General features: G+C 46.7%; 14 protein-coding genes. 7 read left to right on the top strand and 7 right to left on the bottom strand.

The window, feature by feature from the left end; all coding sequences use genetic code 11:
• Positions 1-13 precede the first annotated feature (13 nt).
• The 3 genes from OCV37_RS00425 to OCV37_RS00415 all read left to right on the top strand — a co-directional run bounded on the left by OCV37_RS00425 (position 14) and on the right by OCV37_RS00415 (position 3,317).
• Positions 14-853: a 23S rRNA (adenine(2030)-N(6))-methyltransferase RlmJ gene (locus tag OCV37_RS00425; protein WP_038181107.1), complete on the top strand. Its 840-nt coding sequence runs from the start codon at positions 14-16 to the stop codon at positions 851-853.
• 65 nt (positions 854-918) lie between these two features.
• On the top strand, positions 919-2,271 hold the full coding sequence (gene gorA, locus OCV37_RS00420) for a glutathione-disulfide reductase (RefSeq protein ID WP_038181112.1): 1,353 nt from the start codon (positions 919-921) through the stop codon (positions 2,269-2,271).
• Positions 2,272-2,579: 308 nt separating this feature from the next.
• The gene (locus tag OCV37_RS00415; RefSeq protein ID WP_038181115.1) at positions 2,580-3,317 is read left to right on the top strand and encodes a 5'-nucleotidase, lipoprotein e(P4) family; all 738 of its coding nucleotides are present in this window, start codon (positions 2,580-2,582) and stop codon (positions 3,315-3,317) included.
• 166 nt (positions 3,318-3,483) lie between these two features.
• Here OCV37_RS00415 and OCV37_RS00410 read toward each other — a convergent pair whose 3' ends face one another.
• Positions 3,484-5,493 (bottom strand): methyl-accepting chemotaxis protein, encoded by a 2,010-nt coding sequence (locus OCV37_RS00410; protein ID WP_038181118.1) that lies wholly within the window; start codon positions 5,491-5,493, stop codon positions 3,484-3,486.
• 608 nt (positions 5,494-6,101) lie between these two features.
• On the opposite strand from OCV37_RS00410, the gene ytfQ reads away from it, so the two are divergent.
• From ytfQ to yjfF, 4 genes are all read left to right on the top strand, one after another.
• The gene (gene ytfQ, locus OCV37_RS00405) at positions 6,102-7,061 is read left to right on the top strand and encodes a galactofuranose ABC transporter, galactofuranose-binding protein YtfQ (protein ID WP_038181122.1); all 960 of its coding nucleotides are present in this window, start codon (positions 6,102-6,104) and stop codon (positions 7,059-7,061) included.
• 97 nt (positions 7,062-7,158) lie between these two features.
• A complete protein-coding gene (gene ytfR, locus OCV37_RS00400; RefSeq protein WP_038181126.1) occupies positions 7,159-8,664 on the top strand; it encodes a galactofuranose ABC transporter, ATP-binding protein YtfR in 1,506 nt (501 codons plus the stop codon).
• A gap of 8 nt (positions 8,665-8,672) precedes the next feature.
• Complete coding sequence (gene ytfT, locus OCV37_RS00395; RefSeq protein WP_038181129.1) at positions 8,673-9,698, top strand: galactofuranose ABC transporter, ATP-binding protein YtfT; 1,026 nt, start codon at positions 8,673-8,675, stop codon at positions 9,696-9,698.
• On the top strand, positions 9,685-10,683 hold the full coding sequence (yjfF, locus tag OCV37_RS00390) for a galactofuranose ABC transporter, permease protein YjfF (RefSeq protein WP_038181133.1): 999 nt from the start codon (positions 9,685-9,687) through the stop codon (positions 10,681-10,683). The genes ytfT and yjfF overlap by 14 nt, the downstream gene beginning before the upstream one ends.
• A gap of 77 nt (positions 10,684-10,760) precedes the next feature.
• Here yjfF and OCV37_RS00385 read toward each other — a convergent pair whose 3' ends face one another.
• From OCV37_RS00385 to OCV37_RS00360, 6 genes are all read right to left on the bottom strand, one after another.
• On the bottom strand, positions 10,761-11,846 hold the full coding sequence (locus OCV37_RS00385; RefSeq protein WP_038181135.1) for an ABC transporter substrate-binding protein: 1,086 nt from the start codon (positions 11,844-11,846) through the stop codon (positions 10,761-10,763).
• Between the two features lie 179 nt (positions 11,847-12,025).
• Positions 12,026-12,970: an SPOR domain-containing protein gene (locus OCV37_RS00380; protein ID WP_038181167.1), complete on the bottom strand. Its 945-nt coding sequence runs from the start codon at positions 12,968-12,970 to the stop codon at positions 12,026-12,028.
• A gap of 180 nt (positions 12,971-13,150) precedes the next feature.
• Positions 13,151-14,089, bottom strand: coding sequence for an ABC transporter permease (locus tag OCV37_RS00375; protein ID WP_169739365.1), 939 nt, complete (start codon positions 14,087-14,089; stop codon positions 13,151-13,153).
• A gap of 2 nt (positions 14,090-14,091) precedes the next feature.
• Positions 14,092-15,069, bottom strand: coding sequence for an ABC transporter permease (locus OCV37_RS00370; protein ID WP_038181145.1), 978 nt, complete (start codon positions 15,067-15,069; stop codon positions 14,092-14,094).
• Between the two features lie 171 nt (positions 15,070-15,240).
• On the bottom strand, positions 15,241-16,797 hold the full coding sequence (locus OCV37_RS00365; protein ID WP_038181148.1) for an ABC transporter substrate-binding protein: 1,557 nt from the start codon (positions 16,795-16,797) through the stop codon (positions 15,241-15,243).
• A 70-nt stretch (positions 16,798-16,867) separates the two neighbouring features.
• The gene (locus OCV37_RS00360) at positions 16,868-18,586 is read right to left on the bottom strand and encodes a dipeptide ABC transporter ATP-binding protein (protein WP_038181151.1); all 1,719 of its coding nucleotides are present in this window, start codon (positions 18,584-18,586) and stop codon (positions 16,868-16,870) included.
• Positions 18,587-19,475: the final 889 nt, after the last annotated feature.

The raw sequence follows: 19,475 nt of genomic DNA, 5'->3' as shown, positions 1-19,475 counted from the left end.
CGGAGAGCACACTTTGTTAAGTTACCGCCACAGTTTCCATGCAGGCAATCATGCCGATGTACTCAAACATACGGTACAAAGCCTGATTCTGACTGCGCTGCAAAAGAAAGAGAAACCCTTCGTCTACCACGACACCCATTCGGGTGCCGGACGGTACGATTTAACCCACGAATGGTCAGAAAAAACCGGTGAGTACAAACAGGGGATTGCGCGACTCTGGCAACAATCGGATCGGCCTCAGGCACTGGAAAATTATCTGGCAGCAATTCGGACACTCAATTCATCCGCTACGCTGCGTTACTATCCCGGCTCCCCCCGGGTCGCCAAAGCACATTTAAGAGCGCAAGATCGCATGGTTCTCACCGAGCTACATCCCAGTGATTATCCGCTGCTTCAGCAAGAGTTTGCAGCCGATGCGCAAGTCAGTCTCTATAAAGATGACGGTTTTCGCTGCCTCAAAGCCAGCCTGCCGCCGAAAGAACGTCGTGGACTGGTGCTGATTGATCCGCCTTATGAACTGGCACATGAATATCAGGATGTCGTCAAAGCAATTGCTCAAAGCTATAAACGCTGGGCTACCGGGATCTATGCGATTTGGTATCCGGTGGTTTACCGGGCCAATATAGATGATATGCTGGCAGGACTAGAATCCTTGGGGATTCGAAAAATACTACAAATTGAACTGGGCGTTGCGCCAGACAACACCGAAAGGGGCATGACCGCATCCGGCATGATTGTGATTAATCCCCCTTGGACACTGGAAACTCAGATGCAAGAGATTTTACCGTATCTGCAATCGGTAATCGCACCGAAAACCGGACACACAACCCTCCAGTGGATTGTCCCCGAATAGGAATACGTTGTCTCCCGGTCGGGATGCCTCAAGAGATAGACAGATTTAGAATAACGGAGAAAGTAATGGCAACACATTTTGATTATATCTGTATCGGTGGTGGCAGTGGCGGTATCGCGTCAGCTAACCGTGCAGCAAGATATGGCGCAAAAGTCGCACTGATTGAAGCCAAAGATTTGGGGGGGACTTGTGTCAACGTCGGCTGTGTGCCGAAAAAGGTGATGTGGCATGGCGCTCAGATTGCAGAAGCGATTCATCTGTACGCCAAAGACTACGGCTTCGATGCTCAGTTAAATGGTTTTGACTGGTCAAAACTAGTAGAAAGTCGTCAGGCTTATATCGGCCGGATCCACCAGTCTTATGACCGGGTACTGGGCAATAACAAAGTCGAAGTCATTCGTGGATTCGCCAAATTTGTCGATGCCAAGACGGTCGAAGTCAATGGTGAACATTACACGGCTGACCATATTCTGATTGCCGTCGGTGGTCGTCCGACGATCCCGGCAATTCCGGGCGCAGAATACGGTATTGATTCCAATGGCTTTTTTGATTTACAGGAACAGCCTAAACGCGTTGCCGTTATCGGGGCTGGCTACATTGCAGTTGAAATTGCCGGTGTGCTTCATGCATTAGGAACCGAAACCCATCTATTCTGCCGGAAGCAGTCTCCGCTACGTAGCTTTGATCCGATGGTCATTGAAACCCTGATGGAAGTGATGGCCGCAGAAGGTCCGACACTGCATACCCACTCCGTGCCGAAATCCATTGTCAAAGAAGCAGACGGCAGTCTGACGCTACATCTGGACAATGGTAAGCAGCAAAATGTTGATCAAGTCATCTGGGCGATTGGTCGTCATCCGGCAACCGATGCGATCAATCTGGCAGCCACCGGGGTGGAAACAGATGAGAAAGGCTATATCAAAGTAGACGAGTATCAACAAACCAATATCGCCGGTATTTATTGTGTCGGTGATATCATGGCAGGCGGTATCGAGCTCACGCCTGTTGCGGTTAAGGCCGGACGTCAGTTGTCCGAACGGCTGTTTAACCACAAGCCCGATGCAAAAATGGACTACAATCTGGTCCCGACAGTGGTCTTTAGCCATCCGCCAATCGGTACGATTGGTCTGACTGAGCCGGAAGCGGTAGCCAAGTTTGGTGAAGACAACGTCAAAGTCTACCAGTCAAGTTTTACTGCCATGTATACCGCCGTCACTCAACACCGTCAGCCATGCCGGATGAAGCTGGTTTGCGTCGGTCCGGATGAAAAAGTGGTCGGCCTGCATGGGATTGGCTTTACGGTCGATGAAATGATTCAGGGCTTCGCTGTGGCGATGAAGATGGGCGCAACCAAAGCCGACTTCGATGCGGTTGTGGCGATTCACCCGACCGGCTCGGAAGAGTTCGTGACCATGTAGATCATCACCGACAAAACATACGTTGAAGCGACACGAGCCCACCGGTGCATCACACACCGGTGGGCTCGCTGCATTTGCCGGCGGATCAGCCATCCCGGATTTCACACGTCTCCGAGCGGATGAGAACCAATCATGATGACCCCTAATGATTACAAAAATATGAAGTAATATGAATTTATTTATTCTATTATTTTAACTTCATGATTTTTAATTAATTAAAATAATCAGATTGACTTACAAGTGGCACCTGTGCATAAAATATCGGCGGTTAAACATCAAAAAATAATTAGACATCAAAAGGAAAAACAGTGAAAACCAAAGCGATCTTATCCGTGGCACTGATGACAGTGTCAGGTTTATCTTGGGCCGGTGACATCTGTCAGCCAAAAAGTTATGAAATGGCGTTACGCTACCAACAACAATCTGCTGAAATCAAAGCAATTCAGCTACAAACCTATCATTTAGCGACCGAACGTCTGCAGACTATCTTGAAGCAGAGCGCTCAAAAGCCTCAAAAACTCGCGGTGGTGCTCGATCTCGATGAAACCGTCCTCGACAATACCCCTTTGCTGGTTCGTGATATGGAAAACTGTGTCGATTATACGACTTGGGATACTTGGTCTGACTGGGAGATCAAAGGTCATCCGGCGCTCATCCCGGGGGCCAAAGCTTTTATCGATCAGGCCAACAAACTGGGGCTGAATATTTACTACGTATCTGACCGTTTTAATGAAAACAAATCTTATACCATCAAAACCCTCAAAGCGTTAGGACTGCCACAGGCAGAAAAAAGTCATGTCCTGCTTTATGGAAAAACCAAGGAACAACGTCGTCAGTCCATCGCAGCCCAGCACAAAATTGTCATGTTACTGGGCGACAGTTTGCCAGATTTCGCGGCTGAGTTTAAAAACAAGCAAGACACTGGCTATAACCGCAACTTAGTTGAAAAGAATAAAGCCCATCTGGGTGTCGACTGGTTTGTTTTACCAAATGCCAGTTATGGGGCATGGAAAAAAGCATCTTTAGAGCGTTGGAACGAGAAATAATATTCTGACGATTGCGCCTCTGACTCGCTTGTCTGAGGCGCTTATTTGATTTTAGAACCGGGGATTGTGTCTGCTCAGCGCTTCTCCCTGCAACATGATCATCCATCCTTTCCTGCCGCTTTGTTCACGGGTAACAGTTCACGGGTAACGGTTCACTGGCAACGATTTACTGATAACGATAAGACTCATTGAAATGTTTAAAAATCAGTTTCAGCCCAGAACTTTGCTGTTCAGAAATGCCCGTGAATTTCAAACCATAGTCGTAATTATCCTGCTGCTGCTGTTTGGTATGTACCACATTCGCCTTCACCACCAATGGGTTCGGGCCCGTATGTTTCAACTGCTCAGGCAAATGAAACTGGAGTGTAACGACGCCTTTACTATCCAATTCGGATGTCGTCCGAACTTTAATCCCGTCCATACTAATATCGCTGGTGATACCTTCAATCACTCGTTGTCCCTGCGATAGTTTCACCCGCATTTTATTCCCTGCACGTGGTGAGTTTCGCTGTTCCCCCTCCTGTTTTACAACCGATTCACTGACATGTGTTTTAAATCCGCTGATCTGTTGATCGAGTTGCTCTGAAATTTCATAGAGATCCCCTGCAACCATTGAGGTGGTTCCCGCTTTATCTGAACTCTCGGTTAACACCACAAACAGGTCTTTGAGTTTCTCATCCAAATAAGACAAATTCTGGGTTTGCTGCTGATTATATTCATGGATGGTATCGGTACTTTGGGTGGTTTCACTGATGCCATCTGACATCGAAGTAAATGCCGCCACCGTTTTTTCAGAAGTCTGCTGCGATTGATACACCGCAGAAACCACCGATTGCATCGAAGCTACCGAGCTCTCGACCTTGTCTGTTAACTGACTGATCAAGTCTGAAATATCACGACTGGAACTGGATGTTCTCCCGGCCAGATTCCTCACTTCATCGGCAACCACCGCAAATCCCCGGCCTTGATCTCCGGCCCGGGCAGCTTCAATCGCTGCATTTAAAGCTAACAGGTTCGTTTGCTCTGCAATGTTGTGAATCGATTCCGTGATTTCATTAATTTGCGCAGTGAAGTTTTTCAGGGCTTCCATTTGATCCGAAGCTTGATTGACAGACACAACCGCTTTTTTGAGTTCCTCAATACTTTCATTGACATAAATAATCCCTTCCTGCGCTATCGTCAGGGTATCTTGTGAGATTTGCGATGTCCGCTCAATGGTGTCACTCACCACATGAGAGGTTTCCAGCAACGAGTTGATCGCGTTGCCCACCTCAGATGAATTCTCACGCTGTGCTTGACTGCCATTGGATATCTCTGTGGAGACATCCGCCACTTGCTGGGCCGAATGAGCCATCTGCCGGCTGTTCCGCTTGACCATATTGATGACATCATGCAGAGAAGCTCTCATTTGTTCGATATTTTTTGCCAATAAGCCCAGTTCATTCTTCCGAAAGACTTGATACCCTTCACCCACCAAATTGCCGGACGAGATCCTGTCCGTCGTTTTGAGAGCCTGGCGGATCGATCTCAGAATGCTCCGGGACACCACAGCACTGACCATAACGGATAACAGAATCGCAACGATGGCCGCAATGACTTGGTTGCGTTCCATGACTAAGATTTTCTGCTCCGATGCCTCAGCAAACAAGCTCACCGCAGCATTCATATTTTTGAGTATTTCCAGACTCTTCTGATTAATCTCTTGCAGGGCATCCGGGGCAATGTGAGTCGAGATCCCCCCCATCATCTGTTGCTGTTCACGCCACAGGGCCATCACTTTATTGAGTTGCTGAGAGATATTTTCCGGTGCCGGCGGGAGGGTGACCGGTTGCTTCATGGTCAAGTCCAAATAGGTCTTACCGCCTTTATTCAAGGCTTCCAACGAGACTTCAAACAGCTCTTGCGTGGCATTCATGATCGACAAGTCAGGCGCTTTGCCGGTCAGGCTGGCCTGCTCTAACGCTAAGAAAAATTCCTTGGTCATTTTTTGTGACAACATACGCTCACGGCCAGCAATGTTGACCACTAAGCTATCATTTTGTTGCTGTTTAAGCGCGAGAACAGTGTAAGAGACCAATCCGATGATAACCAAGACAAAAAATAAAGTGAGCATTTGTAGTATGCGCTTTAATGAGACATCTTCCATCCAAGTCACAAGCAATTTTATCGGCTGCATCAGTCATCCTTAAGTATCATACGGGGCAAACGTATTTATATAAATTACATATACAACCATGTTGTATATAGCCAAGTATCTAGATTACTAAGTATCTATATCACCAATAAATAACGTATAGGTTAATTACCTCCTATATGCAATTACACTGGCGAGTGTTCAGCTTTATCCCCAGATGACTTCACATAAATATGCGATGGTTTGAACGATTGAAACCCAATAGAAGAATAAAATATATGGGATGCGGTATGATGGGGGCCGAGTTGACATTCATTGGGTTTGAATGTTGCTCACATCCCCACACATCAGTGGTTTCGACTCCAGAGCGTGTAATATCGGTCTTCTGAGCAAACAATCATCATATGAAATTAGTATTATAACAAATTTCAGTTAATCCCTCTGTAATTCCCTCATTTGACGTGATCGACGCGCTCAATATAGCCCATTAGATGCTGTATACATGGACAATTATGCTACCGAAATCTATTTGTGATTAAGCTCTCGCATCGCTCAATTATTGCTCATTACTATATTTGTGGCACCTGAACTGGTTCCATAACTATTTTGATTACAACAACAAAAGTAACGTGAAACAAAAAGGGAATCCTATGTTAAAACAAATCGCAATCGCGACAGCGATCAGTAGCATCTTGCTATCCGGAAGTTTATTTGCAAAAACACTCACGGTTGGCTTTTCACAAATTGGTTCCGAATCTGGCTGGCGTGCCGCCGAAACCAGTGTGGCAAAAACGGAAGCAGAAAAACGAGGGATTAATCTTAAGATTTCTGATGCACAGCAGAAGCAGGAAAACCAAATCAAAGCCGTTCGTTCTTTTATTGCCCAAGGCGTCGATGCAATTTTTATCGCACCGGTCGTCCAGACTGGCTGGGAGCCGGTACTGGAAGAAGCTCGTGACTATGATATCCCGGTATTTTTGTTAGACCGTGGTATAACCGTTGATGATAACTCCCTGTATATGACATCTGTTGCTGCCGACAGTGTCCATGAAGGGGAAGTGGCCGGAAACTGGCTGATCAATAAAGTGCACGGTAAAAAATGTAATGTGGTCGAATTACAAGGAACGGTTGGCGCCAGTGTTGCGTTAGACCGTAAAGCCGGCTTCGCCAACGCGATCAGTAAAGTGTCTAACGTGAAGATCATCCGCACTCAATCCGGTGACTTTACGCGCAGTAAAGGCAAAGAAGTCATGGAAAGCTTTATCAAAGCAGAAGCGAACGGAAAAAATATCTGTGCGGTTTACGCCCATAACGATGACATGGCAATCGGTGCGATTCAGGCCATCAAAGAAGCCGGTCTCAAACCCGGCAGTGATATTCTGATCGTCTCTATCGATGGTGTGCCTGATATTTTCAAAGCCATGATGGCGGGTGAAGCCAACGCTTCTGTTGAACTGACACCGAATATGGCGGGTCCAGCCTTTGACGCGCTCATCGCCTATAAAAAAGACGGGACGATTCCTCCTAAACATATTCAAACTGAGTCAAAATTCTTTGAACCTGCCGATGCACCAGCACAACTGGAGCTGAAAAAAGACATGGGTTATTAACCGGACGGTCAGTGATACCGAAAGGGAATAACGCCGCCATAATCCCGCTGACCCGACAGGCGAAGCGGGATGAACGTCAGCCAGAACTGGAGTGATTATGTCATTGGAAAATCATAATGACATCGTTTTACATGCCAAAGGAATTTGTAAATATTTTCCCGGAGTACGCGCCCTCAATAACGTTGATTTTATGCTGAGAAAGGGTGAAATCATGGCATTGCTTGGCGAAAACGGTGCAGGAAAGTCCACATTAATTAAGTCGCTGACCGGTGTTTATCAGCGCGACCGCGGTGAGATCCTGTTAGAGGGAACGCCAATCAATCCGCAGAGCACCGCCGATGCACAGGCACTAGGGATCGGGACCGTTTATCAAGAGGTCAATCTGCTGCCGAATATGTCCATCATGGATAATCTGTTTATTGGTCATGAGCCCAAACGATTTGGGTTAGTGGATCGTAAAACCATGCAGACCAAGGCTCGAGAAATTGTCAAACAATACAATCTCAATATCGATGTTACACAACCGCTCAATCATTTTTCTGTCGCGATTCAACAGGTCATCGCCATTGCCAGAGCCGTGTCACTGTCCGCTAAAATTCTGATCCTTGACGAGCCGACCGCCAGTCTGGACAGCAATGAAGTGGAGATGCTGTACAACATCATGCGCGACCTACGCGATCAAGGCATTAGTCTGGTCTTTATTACCCACTTTTTAGATCAGGTCTATGCGGTGAGCGACCGCATTACCGTACTGCGTAATGGTGAACTGGTCGGTACAGAGGAAACGGCCAAACTCCCCCGGATTGAGTTAATCAAAATGATGCTCGGTCGTGAACTCGAAGACAATGCACTGGCAAGAGTCGGCAAAACCCGCCTCAGTGATACGCCTATCGCGCAGTTTGTCCGGTTTGGTAAAAAAGGCACCATTAACCCATTTGATCTGGATATCTATCCCGGAGAAATCGTCGGCTTAGCCGGTCTGCTCGGCTCCGGCAGGACCGAGACGGCACAAGTCATTTTCGGTATAGAACCCAACGACAGTGGTGAAAGTTATATTAAAAGTAAGCCAGTCAAAATCCGTTCGGCCCGACAGGCCTCTTCTTTAGGGCTCGGTTTCTGCCCCGAAGACCGTAAAACCGACGGCATTATTGCATCGGCATCCGTGCGTGAAAATATTATTCTGGCACTTCAGGCCCAGCGAGGCTGGTTCCGTCCCCTGTCCCGGACAGAGCAAGAAGAGGCCTCACAACGCTTTATCAATCAACTGTCGATCAAAACCCCGAGTATGGAACAACCGATCGAATTCTTATCGGGAGGTAATCAGCAAAAAGTGCTGCTCGCGAGATGGTTATTAACCAAACCGAAGTTCCTGATTCTCGATGAACCCACCCGGGGGATCGATGTCGGTGCTCACGCAGAAATCATTCGTCTGATTGAATCCTTGTGTGCCAACGGGCTGGGCTTACTGGTCATCTCTTCCGAACTGGAAGAACTGGTTGGTTACGCGGATCGCGTGATTGTGCTCAGAGATCGAAAACAGGTGGCAGAAATTCCAGCGGAAAATCTGTCTGTCCCCAACATCATGCAAGCGATTGCTATGTGAGGCGCGTTATGGATACATCAAGTTTACGGGCACATTTCAGCTCGGACTGGAAACAGAAGTTACCCAAAGGCACACCGCAAATTGCAGCGCTTATCTGTGTGCTACTCATCAATAGCTTAGCCGCAGACAACTTCTTTTCTATCAATATACAAGACGGCAGACTATTCGGCAGTGTGATCGATATCCTCAACCGTTGCTCCCCGGTGGCACTATTAACCATTGGCATGACATTGGTGATTGCCACCGGCGGGATCGATTTATCCGTGGGTGCGGTGATGGCGATCAGTGGGGCAACCTTTGCCAGTCTGGCAACTCAAGGCTATCCGATTGCTGTGATTATTCTTGTGTCATTGCTGGCCGGAGCTTTATGTGGTTTGTGGAACGGCTTTCTGGTTGCCGTTTTCAAAATTCAACCGATCGTCGCCACTCTGATTCTGATGGTTGCCGGGCGCGGTATTGCTCAGTTGATCACCGAAGGACAGATCGTGACCTTTAATAATGAAACATTAGCCTGGATTGGAAGTGGTTCTTTTCTGTATTTACCGACACCGGTTGTGATCACGATAGTGGTCGCAGTGGCGATCTGGCTGCTAACGAAGAAAACCGCATTAGGACTGTTTATCGAATCGGTGGGCATCAATATCCGGGCGGCAAAAAATGCCGGGATTAACGCACCAACGGTCGTGATCTCCACTTATGTCATCAGCGGGATTACCGCGGCGGTTGCCGGAATGATTGTGGCTGCCGATATCCGTGGCGCAGATGCCAATAATGCAGGGCTGTGGTTAGAAATGGACGCGATTCTCGCCGTGGTGATCGGGGGAACCTCTCTTGCCGGTGGACGTTTTAACCTCTTTATTGCTCTGGTTGGCGCGCTGATCATTCAGGGAGTGAACACCGGGATTCTGCTTTCAGGCTATCAACCACAATGGAATCAAATCGTGAAAGCGATTGTGGTGCTATTGGTTCTGGTCATGCAATCCCCCGCTGTGGTGCAACTGCTGAAAGGAGGACGCCAAAATGATAAAGCGTAATTTACCCCTCGTGATTACGATTCTGGTGTTTATCATCGGTTATCTGATCTGTTTGGTTGAATTTCCGGCTTTTGCATCGACTCGGGTGATTTGTAACATCCTGACAGACAATGCCTTCTTGGGGATTGTCGCAGTCGGAATGACCTTTGTCATTCTTTCCGGCGGAATTGATTTATCCGTAGGTGCCGTGATTGCATTTACCGGGGTGTTTCTGGCGAAAATGATTGGTGACTGGCAGGTCGCACCACAATTGGCCATGGTGATCGTCCTTATCATGGGCGGTGCATTTGGTGCCGGGATGGGGTGGTTAATCCATACGTTAAAAATCCCGCCGTTCATCATTACCCTTGCCGGGATGTTCTTCTTACGAGGAACCAGCTTTCTGATTTCAGAACAATCGTTGCCGATTACCCATCCATTTTTCCGCGAACTTTCCCGCAGTATGTGGAAAATTGCCGGTGGCGGACGTCTGAGTTTGCTGGCCGTTATCATGCTGGCCGTCGTCATTATCGGTATCTTGGTCGCTCATCGCACTCGTTTTGGTAACAATGTCTATGCCATTGGCGGGAATGCGGTCTCTGCTGGATTAATGGGCGTGGCGGTGAAGCAAACCACCATCGGTATTTACATGCTCTCGACACTATTGGCAACCACGGCGGGGATTGTGTTTGCGATCTACACCTCCGCGGGTTATCCGCTGGCTGCGGTCGGGGTTGAGCTGGATGCGATTGCTGCGGTTGTCATCGGGGGGACACTCCTGTCCGGTGGCGTCGGCACGGTCTTCGGTTCGCTGTTCGGGGTATTGATTCAAGGGCTGATTCAGACGTATATCACCTTTGACGGTACACTGAGTTCATGGTGGACCAAAATCATTATTGGTATTTTGTTATTCGCTTTCATCGGATTGCAACGATTACTGATTGTGATTTCAGAGCGCAATAAAGTGGTGAATACCATGAAAGCGGCCACTGCCGAAGGGACTTAGCATGGGCTGAGATGTGTTTAGCGAAAGTAAGAAGCCGCTGCAAAATCAGCGGCTTCATTCATGATGAATACAGTCAATTAGAGTGATACTGCAAAAGTCCCTGTCGGAGTGACTGGCAGATATTTTTTATAGAAGTTGAGGTATTCCGCTTCAGGATCGAGATCGGCAAACAAATCCGGATAGAGCGCTTTAGCAATAAACTGGGTCATCGGTGCATCCATAATACTGCGTGAGGCACCGTGATAGATCCCAATCATTCGGTTATTTTTCACCGCGGGCAGACTACTCCAGCCGAGACGGTGTTTATATCCTTTCAAACGCGCCAATGCAGTCGCACGGTCAATATTTTGACCAATCAGCATTGAGTCATCAGCGCCACCGAATTCATAGCCAGTGATCAGGATAACATCAGGCTGGGCCGCTAAAACTTGCTCAGGATTCAAATGTCCCCACCATTCGACAAACGGCTTGGAAATATTATCGCCGCCGGCAACTTCAGACATCGCGCCCCACATATTTTTGCCGAACGTGTAGCCATATTCTTTTGTCCCCGGGAAACCAAACTCAGCATAAATCGTTGGTTTCGGAAGATTGGCCTTTGCCAAACGGTCTTTCACCACCTGAATCATGTTTTGGTATTCGGTTGCGATTTTTTGTGCCCGGGCTTCCTGACCGGTAATCTGACCAATAATCAGGGTACTTTCGACGTGCCGTTCAACGGTCTGTGCATTGTAATCGACGACAATCACAGGAATACCGGCTTGTTCGATGCGATCAACGTCGCTTCCCAAACCTTTGTACTGCCATTCCGCCAATACCAACAAATCGGGGTGTAAACTCATGACTTTCTCGACCGAGAATGTCTGGGTATCGACTTTACCGACATCAGGCAAGGTTTCCAGTGATGGTCGATGCGCGACATACATTGCCCAGTTCGCGGGACGCCACTGCTCCCAGATTCCTTTTGACATCCCGACAACGTGATCAAATGCCTTTTCCGTGCCGATAGCCATATAATCTTCACCATAAAAACCGAGGACTACACGTTGGGCGGGGAGATCGAGCGTCACCTGACGCCCTAATACATCTGTGACCGTCGTGACTTTGGCGACAACCTGAGGCACGAATAAAATCAACAAAAGCGTCATGAACCTTTTCAGCATGATGAATTCCTTTACAAACAGGGATAACAAAAGCTGGATTTTACCCGATTAGTGAAAAAAATAAATAATATTCATTATCATTTGATAAGAAATATCATCTTATCTGATGTCCATCATCTGCGCCTCTCACCGCGGCCATTCGTGGTTGAAAACCATCATATAGCTGAGAACTTCATATCCTATTGAACACAAACAACATTCAGCAGTGATGAGCCTTTCAACTGGCTGACTTTGCCGCTGGTAAACATCCCTCTCTTATCGATTCCCCAATAAGGTAAGTAAAGCGGCCACTGATCACGATTCATGATCTGAGACGCCAACAGTTGTTTCCACTGACTCTCCGTAGCCATCTTCATGCCAATTTTTTGACAGATTGCATAGGCTTGATCATAATCCAGCCGATTCCAAGGTATTTCATATTCCATATAGAACTGAGAGGATTTCACTCCCATAAACGGAATCACATATTTCACCCCGGCAATCACAGTTTGCTTACGTATCTCAATCCCTGCTGCGGTTGTCGGGGTTGAAGGGCGCGGCGGCGGCGCGGTTCGATTTGATGTTTGTGCGGTTGGTGGTGGAGAGGACTGTGGTGGCGTCGCTGGCTGTGGCGCAGTGCGCGGTTGAGGGTCACGCACCTGACGTTGTGTGACCGATGACTGCGGTGGTGTCGCGGCTCTCGCAACTGGCGTCGCTTGATGTGGTTGGCGAACCTCCCGGATGAAGGCTTCATGATACCCTTTCAACTGACGAACTTTATTCAGTTCTTGTCTTGCCTGACGAATATCCTTATACGGCCCGATCAAACACCGATACTGCTTGGCTCCGGGCTTCATCCAGACATCGGTAGAAATTTGTCGATATAATATCTTCGCATCAGCTAATGGCATGGGCTGACTGAAAATACCACACTGAATCCAGAACATTGAGTTCTGACTGCGGGGCTGACTTTTCCCCCATAAACCTTCACCGATCGGACAGTTTTTGTCTAATGTCGGCAGCTCCTGTGTCGATGCCTGTGTCGCATCACAAAGAAATTTCTCTTGAGCCTTCACCCAATGAGTCACAAAAACACAAGAAAGTAAGGCAAAACTCATGAGGACATTTTTGGTGATCTTTACCATCACATTCACAACAAAATCCTTTCATTACTTTAAGTTGTCAAAACTTTAAGTTGTCAAATAATTAATCGATCACAACACTGCTCCAATACGAGACAAAGAATATATGCAAAAAAAGAGCCGTATTGATTGGTTATACGGCTCAGTTTAGGAAAGTTTTCATCGATAAATCAATCGACTTCATCATCCTTTATAAATTTTAGGGTTAAAAACGTCCCTGAGCCAGTCACCAAGCAGGTTAATCACCAGCACCAACAGTACCAGAACAATTCCCGGGAATGCGGTAATCCACCATGAGCCGGAAAAAATATAGTTGAAACCGATACTAATCAAAGAACCAAGTGACGGTTGGTCAACCGGCAATCCAAGACCGAGGAAAGAAAGTGCCGCTTCAGACATAATGGCATTGGCAACCTGAACCGTCGAAATCACCAAAATAGGGGATAAACAGTTCGGCAGGATATGACGGAACATGATTCTCAGTGATTTAAATCCCATCACGCGTGCTGCTTCAACATATTCTTTCTTTTTCTCCGCAAGTACCGAAGCCCGAATCGTTCTGGCATATTGTGGCCATTCGGCGATACCGATAATCACAACCAGCATCATAACCGCATATTCACTATAGAACTCACTACCAAAACTTGCCTTAAAAATGGCCGAAACAATAATGGCCACCATCATGGTTGAAAAAGACAGCTGCACATCGGCAAAGCGCATCAGGAAACTATCAATCCGGCCACCAAAATACCCGGATGAAAGACCGATGATAATCCCGAGAAACAGTTGCAGCGCCACCGCTAAAAAGCCAATCGTCAAAGAGAGTCTCGACCCATATAGCATCGTCGACAGAATATCCCGGCCCTGATCATCAGTGCCCAACAAGAAACGACTATCGCCGTCTGGCATCCAGCTCGGTGGAATTTCCGAATCCATAATGTCCAGTGACGTTAAGTCATAAGGATTCGTCGGGGCAATCAAAGGCGATAGTAAAGCAACCACAACAAAGGTAAGAAATACCGCAAAGCTGAACATTGCAACTTTGTCATTTAAGAAATAGTAAAGAAAATCTGATTTTTTAAAACGCTCCCAGATAGAGGGGGCGGATACGGTCTGGTTCATCATCACGCTCCTTTTCCGGTGAGGTTTACGGTTGGGTTAATTAATCCATATAGCAGGTCAACAATGGTATTCGTCACCACAAAAATGAGCCCGACGAAAATGACATAGGCAGTAATCAATGGTGTATCAACCCGGTTGATGGCTTCCAGAAATAAGAACCCGGTCCCCGGCCATTGAAAAACGGTCTCCGTCAGGATGGTATAAGCGACCATAGTGCCAAGCTGTACCCCGCCGACCGTCAATACCGGTAACATGGTATTTTTCAATGCATGACGATAATAGATTTTACGCAGTGCCAATCCTTTTGCCTTGGCAAACTTAATGTATTCAGAACTCAGCACTTCCAGCATTTCCGAGCGCACCAGACGAATAAACAGCGGCAACATAATCGATGCCAGTGAGATACACGGTAAAATAAGGTGCGCTAAACCATCGAGCGTGAAGTACCCTGACTCCCATCCCAGCACATTGGCTGTTTCGCCTCGCCCATAAGAAGGCAACCATCCCAATTCAATGGAGAAAACATACATCAGCATGATTGCCGTCAGAAAGACCGGAATCGAAATACCAATACTACTGGCTGCCATAATCACTTTGGAAAAAAAGCTTTTCGGATGGATCGCTGAATAAACACCAAGAGGAATAGACAAGCAAATAATAATCGCCGCAGCGCCGAACACGAGCTCTAATGTAGCGACGAGTTTTTCCAGAATCACATCCAGAGCAGGACGCTTGAAGAAATACGACGTCCCGAGATCACCGTGCGATGCAGCTTTGACAAACCGGACATACTTCACCATAAACGGGTCATTCAACCCCATTTCATCACGAAGTTCCTGACGTTGTGCCTCTGACACGGACTGACCCACCAGCTCACGCAATGGATCACCTAAATTATCCTGAATGGCAAAAGCAACTAAGCTGATGACAAACATAACGACAAACGCCTGAATCAGACGTTTGAACAGGAAAGAGAACATATCTTGCCCCTTGGCTATCTGTGACCTCGTGACAAGCCAAATGACTTTAACGAGAGTTCAGTCTGAAAAAGGTGCTTATCCGACTGAATGAAATAAGCACCGTAATAACAGGAAATAAATACAGGCCAGTGTGCCTCATTGTGATGAGGCACACTGGCTCAGTAGAGATTGTTACTCTTTGACAACTAAATCACCCAAGTAAGGATAATTCATTGCGTTCACAACCGGTTTGATATCCACATTTGATTTGGCACCCCAAGCAAGGTTTTGCCAGTGTAGCGGTACAAAAGCAGCATCTTGATAGAGCTTCGCTTCAACCTCTTTCAGCATCGTTGCGCGTTTCGCTGAATCGGTTTCAACGTTAGAGGCTTCGACCAAACGATCCACTTCCGGGTTAGAGTAGTAGCCACAGTTGTACTGTCCTTTACCGGTTTCTGAGTTACGCGTCATGGTCAGGTATTCGGTAAAGTTACCAGAATCTTGTGTATCTGAGGCCCAGCCAATCATCAGCATATCCGCAGCACATTTATCAAACTCAGGCCAGTATTGTGCTTTTGGCATGGTTTTCAGATCGACCTTGATACCGATTTTAGACAGCATTGAAGCCACAGCCTGAGCAATTTTTGCATCATTCACGTAGCGGTTATTCGGTGCAATCATCGAGATGTTAAAGCCTTTTTCATAGCCGGCTTCTTTCATCAGTGCTTTGGCTTTTTTCAGGTCGTAACGTGGTTTCAGATCTGGGTTATACCCCAAATAGCCCATTGGACTCTGTTGCGCTGCGGTGGTTGCAAAACCTTTCATGATTTTTTTCACAATCCCGGTGTTGTTGACCGCATAAGTCACCGCTTCACGGACACGCTTGTCTTTAAAGGCTGGCTGGCTTTTCTGATTCATCTGGAATGTGATAATCCGTTCGCCGGGAATGGTCACCAAATCAATACCTTTGGCTTCATCAATCCGTTCCAAATCATTCGGGGCAACCGGTGCAATCATGTCAACATCCCCGGAAAGCAGCGCTGCAACACGTGTTGCATCTTCTTTGATCGGAACCCATGTGAGGTGATCAACGTTGCCTTTTGAATCTTTATCCCAGTAGTCTTTGAAGCGCTCAAATTCGACTTTCACGCCCTGTTCACGGTAGGAGACAACAAATGGCCCGGTACCGGATTCATGCGTTGATGCAAATGAATTGCCATGCTTGATGATTTCTGACTTATCTTTGCCGTCTTCCGTTTTACCTGAATAAAACTTACTATCCATCGCAAAGATATAAGTCGCATTTTGCAGAATAAGTGGGTATGGACCAGTGGTCACCAGATCAACGGTATAATCATCAACTTTGACCGCTTTCTCAATTGAAGCAAAGATCCCTTTGTAGTCATCTGAAGATTTCAGACGGTTGAATGTCCAGATCACATCATCCGCAGAGAAGGGGTTGCCCGTATGGAATTTGACGCCGTGACGCAAATGGAAGCGCATCGTCGTGTCATTAATACGTTCCCAACTTGTCGCCAAACGAGGTTCAAACTCTTTAGACTGGGTATAGCGAACAAGGGGATCGAACACCATATGAGAAAGCTGCAAAGTTGCTACAGATAACTGTTCCTGTGGGTCCATAGAAACCGGGTCAGCGGCATAAGCAATCGTAATATCCGCAGCAGCGGCTGAGAAACTCAGTCCGACAGCCATTAATGCCACAGCCAGTTTAGTTTTTATCATTTTCATTGCATAACTCCTTATGCGGGAAGTTCATCCCTTCGTGTGTTTGCTTTTGTCTTTTGGGGTTGAGATCAAATCAACGCATTGCCGCAATATCATCTTTCAGCCCGGTAAATTCAGGCATCAGAGAGATTAACTGGCGGCTATATTCATGTTGCGGTGCAGAAAACAACGTTTCTGTCGGCGCAACTTCAAGTAATGTGCCCATCTTCATCACACCAACCCGATCACACATTTGGCGGATTACCGGTAAATCATGGCTGATAAAGAGCATGGTTAAATTTAACTCTGCTTGTAAATCTTTCAACAAATTCAGGATTTGCGCCTGAACCGACACATCCAGCGCGGATGTGGGTTCATCACAAATCAATAACCGGGGGCGGGTTGCCAAAGCACGCGCAATTGAGATTCGTTGGCGTTGCCCCCCGGAGAACTCATGCGGATACTTCACCCCGGACATCCGTCCGAGACCGACGTAATCCAGCAAATCATAGACAATCTGTCGCGTTTCAGATTCATTTTTGGTCAAATGATGGAAGCGTATCGGTTCGGCAATAATATCAAAGACCTTCATCCGGGGATTCATTGAGGTATACGGATTTTGAAACACCATCTGCATCTGCCGACGCAGAGGCCGGCGCGCTTTTTCTGACTTCAGCGCCGTAAGATCAATCCCCTCAAACGTAATTTTCCCGGAATTTGGTGCATACAAACCAGCAATCACACGCGCAATCGTTGATTTACCGGAACCAGACTCCCCAACCAAACCAAAGGTTTCACCTTCTTTTACTTCAAAACTGACATGGTTTGAAGCCTGAACATACTCACGCCGACTTTCAAACAACGAATCTTTGGTTACAAAGCGTAGATTGACGTCTTCAACCTTCAATAACGCACCGGAATAATCACGTTGATCCTGACGCTGCCCGAGCCAGTGATGCTTAATATCAAGCGGCTCCGTCTCACTGACTTCTTCGATATAAGTCACCAGAGGAAAACGCTCAAGCTTCACATCTGAACGGGGCACCGCCGAAATCAGGCTCTTCGTATAAGGATGCTGTGGTGTTCCCAGCACTTGTGCGGTCGGCCCGAATTCAACAAGATCACCCCGGTACATCACAGCAACCTGATCAGTAACATTCGAAACCACGCCCATATCATGGGTGACCAGCATACAACCAACCTGATTCTGAACACAGAGTTCGCGAATCAGATTCAAGATTTGGTCCTGAATCGAAACATCCAGCGCTGTGGTCGGCTCATCCGCGATAATTAAATCCGGCTCACCGGCTAGGGCGATAGCAATCACGACCCGTTGCCGCATCCCACCGGAAAATTGATGCGGATATTGTTTTAAACGGTTCTCAGGTTGGGGGATCCCGACTTGCTGCATAAGCGCAAGTGCGCGCTGATAGGCTTCTTCATCCGTCACTTTCATGTTGGCATGAATCGTTTCTTTCAGTTGCTGCTCAACCGTAAAGAGCGGATTCAACGAGGTCATCGGATCCTGAAAAATAAATCCAATTTTCGATCCGCGCACACGTCTCATTTGCTCCGGTGACAGTCCCGATATCTTTTCTCCATTTAAATAGACCTCACCACCAGCAATAACACCCGGGGGGCTGAGCAGATCAATAACGGCATTACCGACGGTTGACTTCCCCGCACCGGATTCGCCAACCACACCGACGATTTCTCCACGCTCGATCTGAAAAGAAAGGGATTTCACTGCGGCATGAACCCCATGCCGTGACGGATATTCGATCCGAAGATTTTTAACTTCTAAAAGAGACATGACAAATTTGACCTCTGACTCGCAAGAATGCCGAGCCTAAAGAGTTGAATCCTTTCATATCAGCATATTCTGCTGATTACTCACAAAGCTTATCATTGTGCAAAAATTTCAAAAAAAAGCAATAAACATAGTATATAAATTCAGTATAACCGGAAAATACCCGATAAAAATCGAATAAAAATGCTTTTTTTGTGCATTTTTCTTATATTAGAGAATAAAAAATCACGCAACATCAATGTAATCGTCATCAGTTAAAAATGTAAATAAAATAAAATACTCAGAATAAAACACTAAAACCGTTCACAGATTCACGTTTAAAAAATCACATAAAAAAATACCGAAAAATATCAAATAAATATTCATACTATCCAGCATAAAGTACACTTCTAATATATTAGACCAAAATAAGCCACCATACTGGTTATTAACACTACCATCACGTTAACTAAATATTTACATTCACACGCCTGACAACCTAGTCAATTATACTAGGTTACCTATTGATAGTATCAATAATGCTATGAAACTGAATCTATTCAAAAATCGATACAAAATAAAATTTCATGATTTTCATATGTATTCAGCAACAACAAATCCTCGACGGCCCCGGCGTCTGCCGAGGCTCTGAAAGTGGTCGGTGAAGCGGGGTTCGAACCCCAAAAAAAACATCCGCTGGTCCGCCTTTGTGAAAAAGAATTGATGCGCAACCAAACTGCGCCAATCGCGTATCGATGAGAGCAAACGAATCGTTTGCCCGCAGCACATTAGATATCACAGAGACAAAAAAGCCCCGGCGTCTGCCGAGGCTCTGAAAGTGGTCGGTGAAGAGGGATTCGAACCCCAAAAAACACCCGCTGGGTCGCCTTTGTGAAAAAGAATTGATGCGCAA

It is taken from the genome of Vibrio rhizosphaerae, assembly GCF_024347095.1.
GTDB lineage: Bacteria > Pseudomonadota > Gammaproteobacteria > Enterobacterales > Vibrionaceae > Vibrio > Vibrio rhizosphaerae.
The sequence above is the reverse complement of the archived record's forward strand: the minus strand, read 5'-3'. Positions and strand labels throughout refer to the sequence as shown.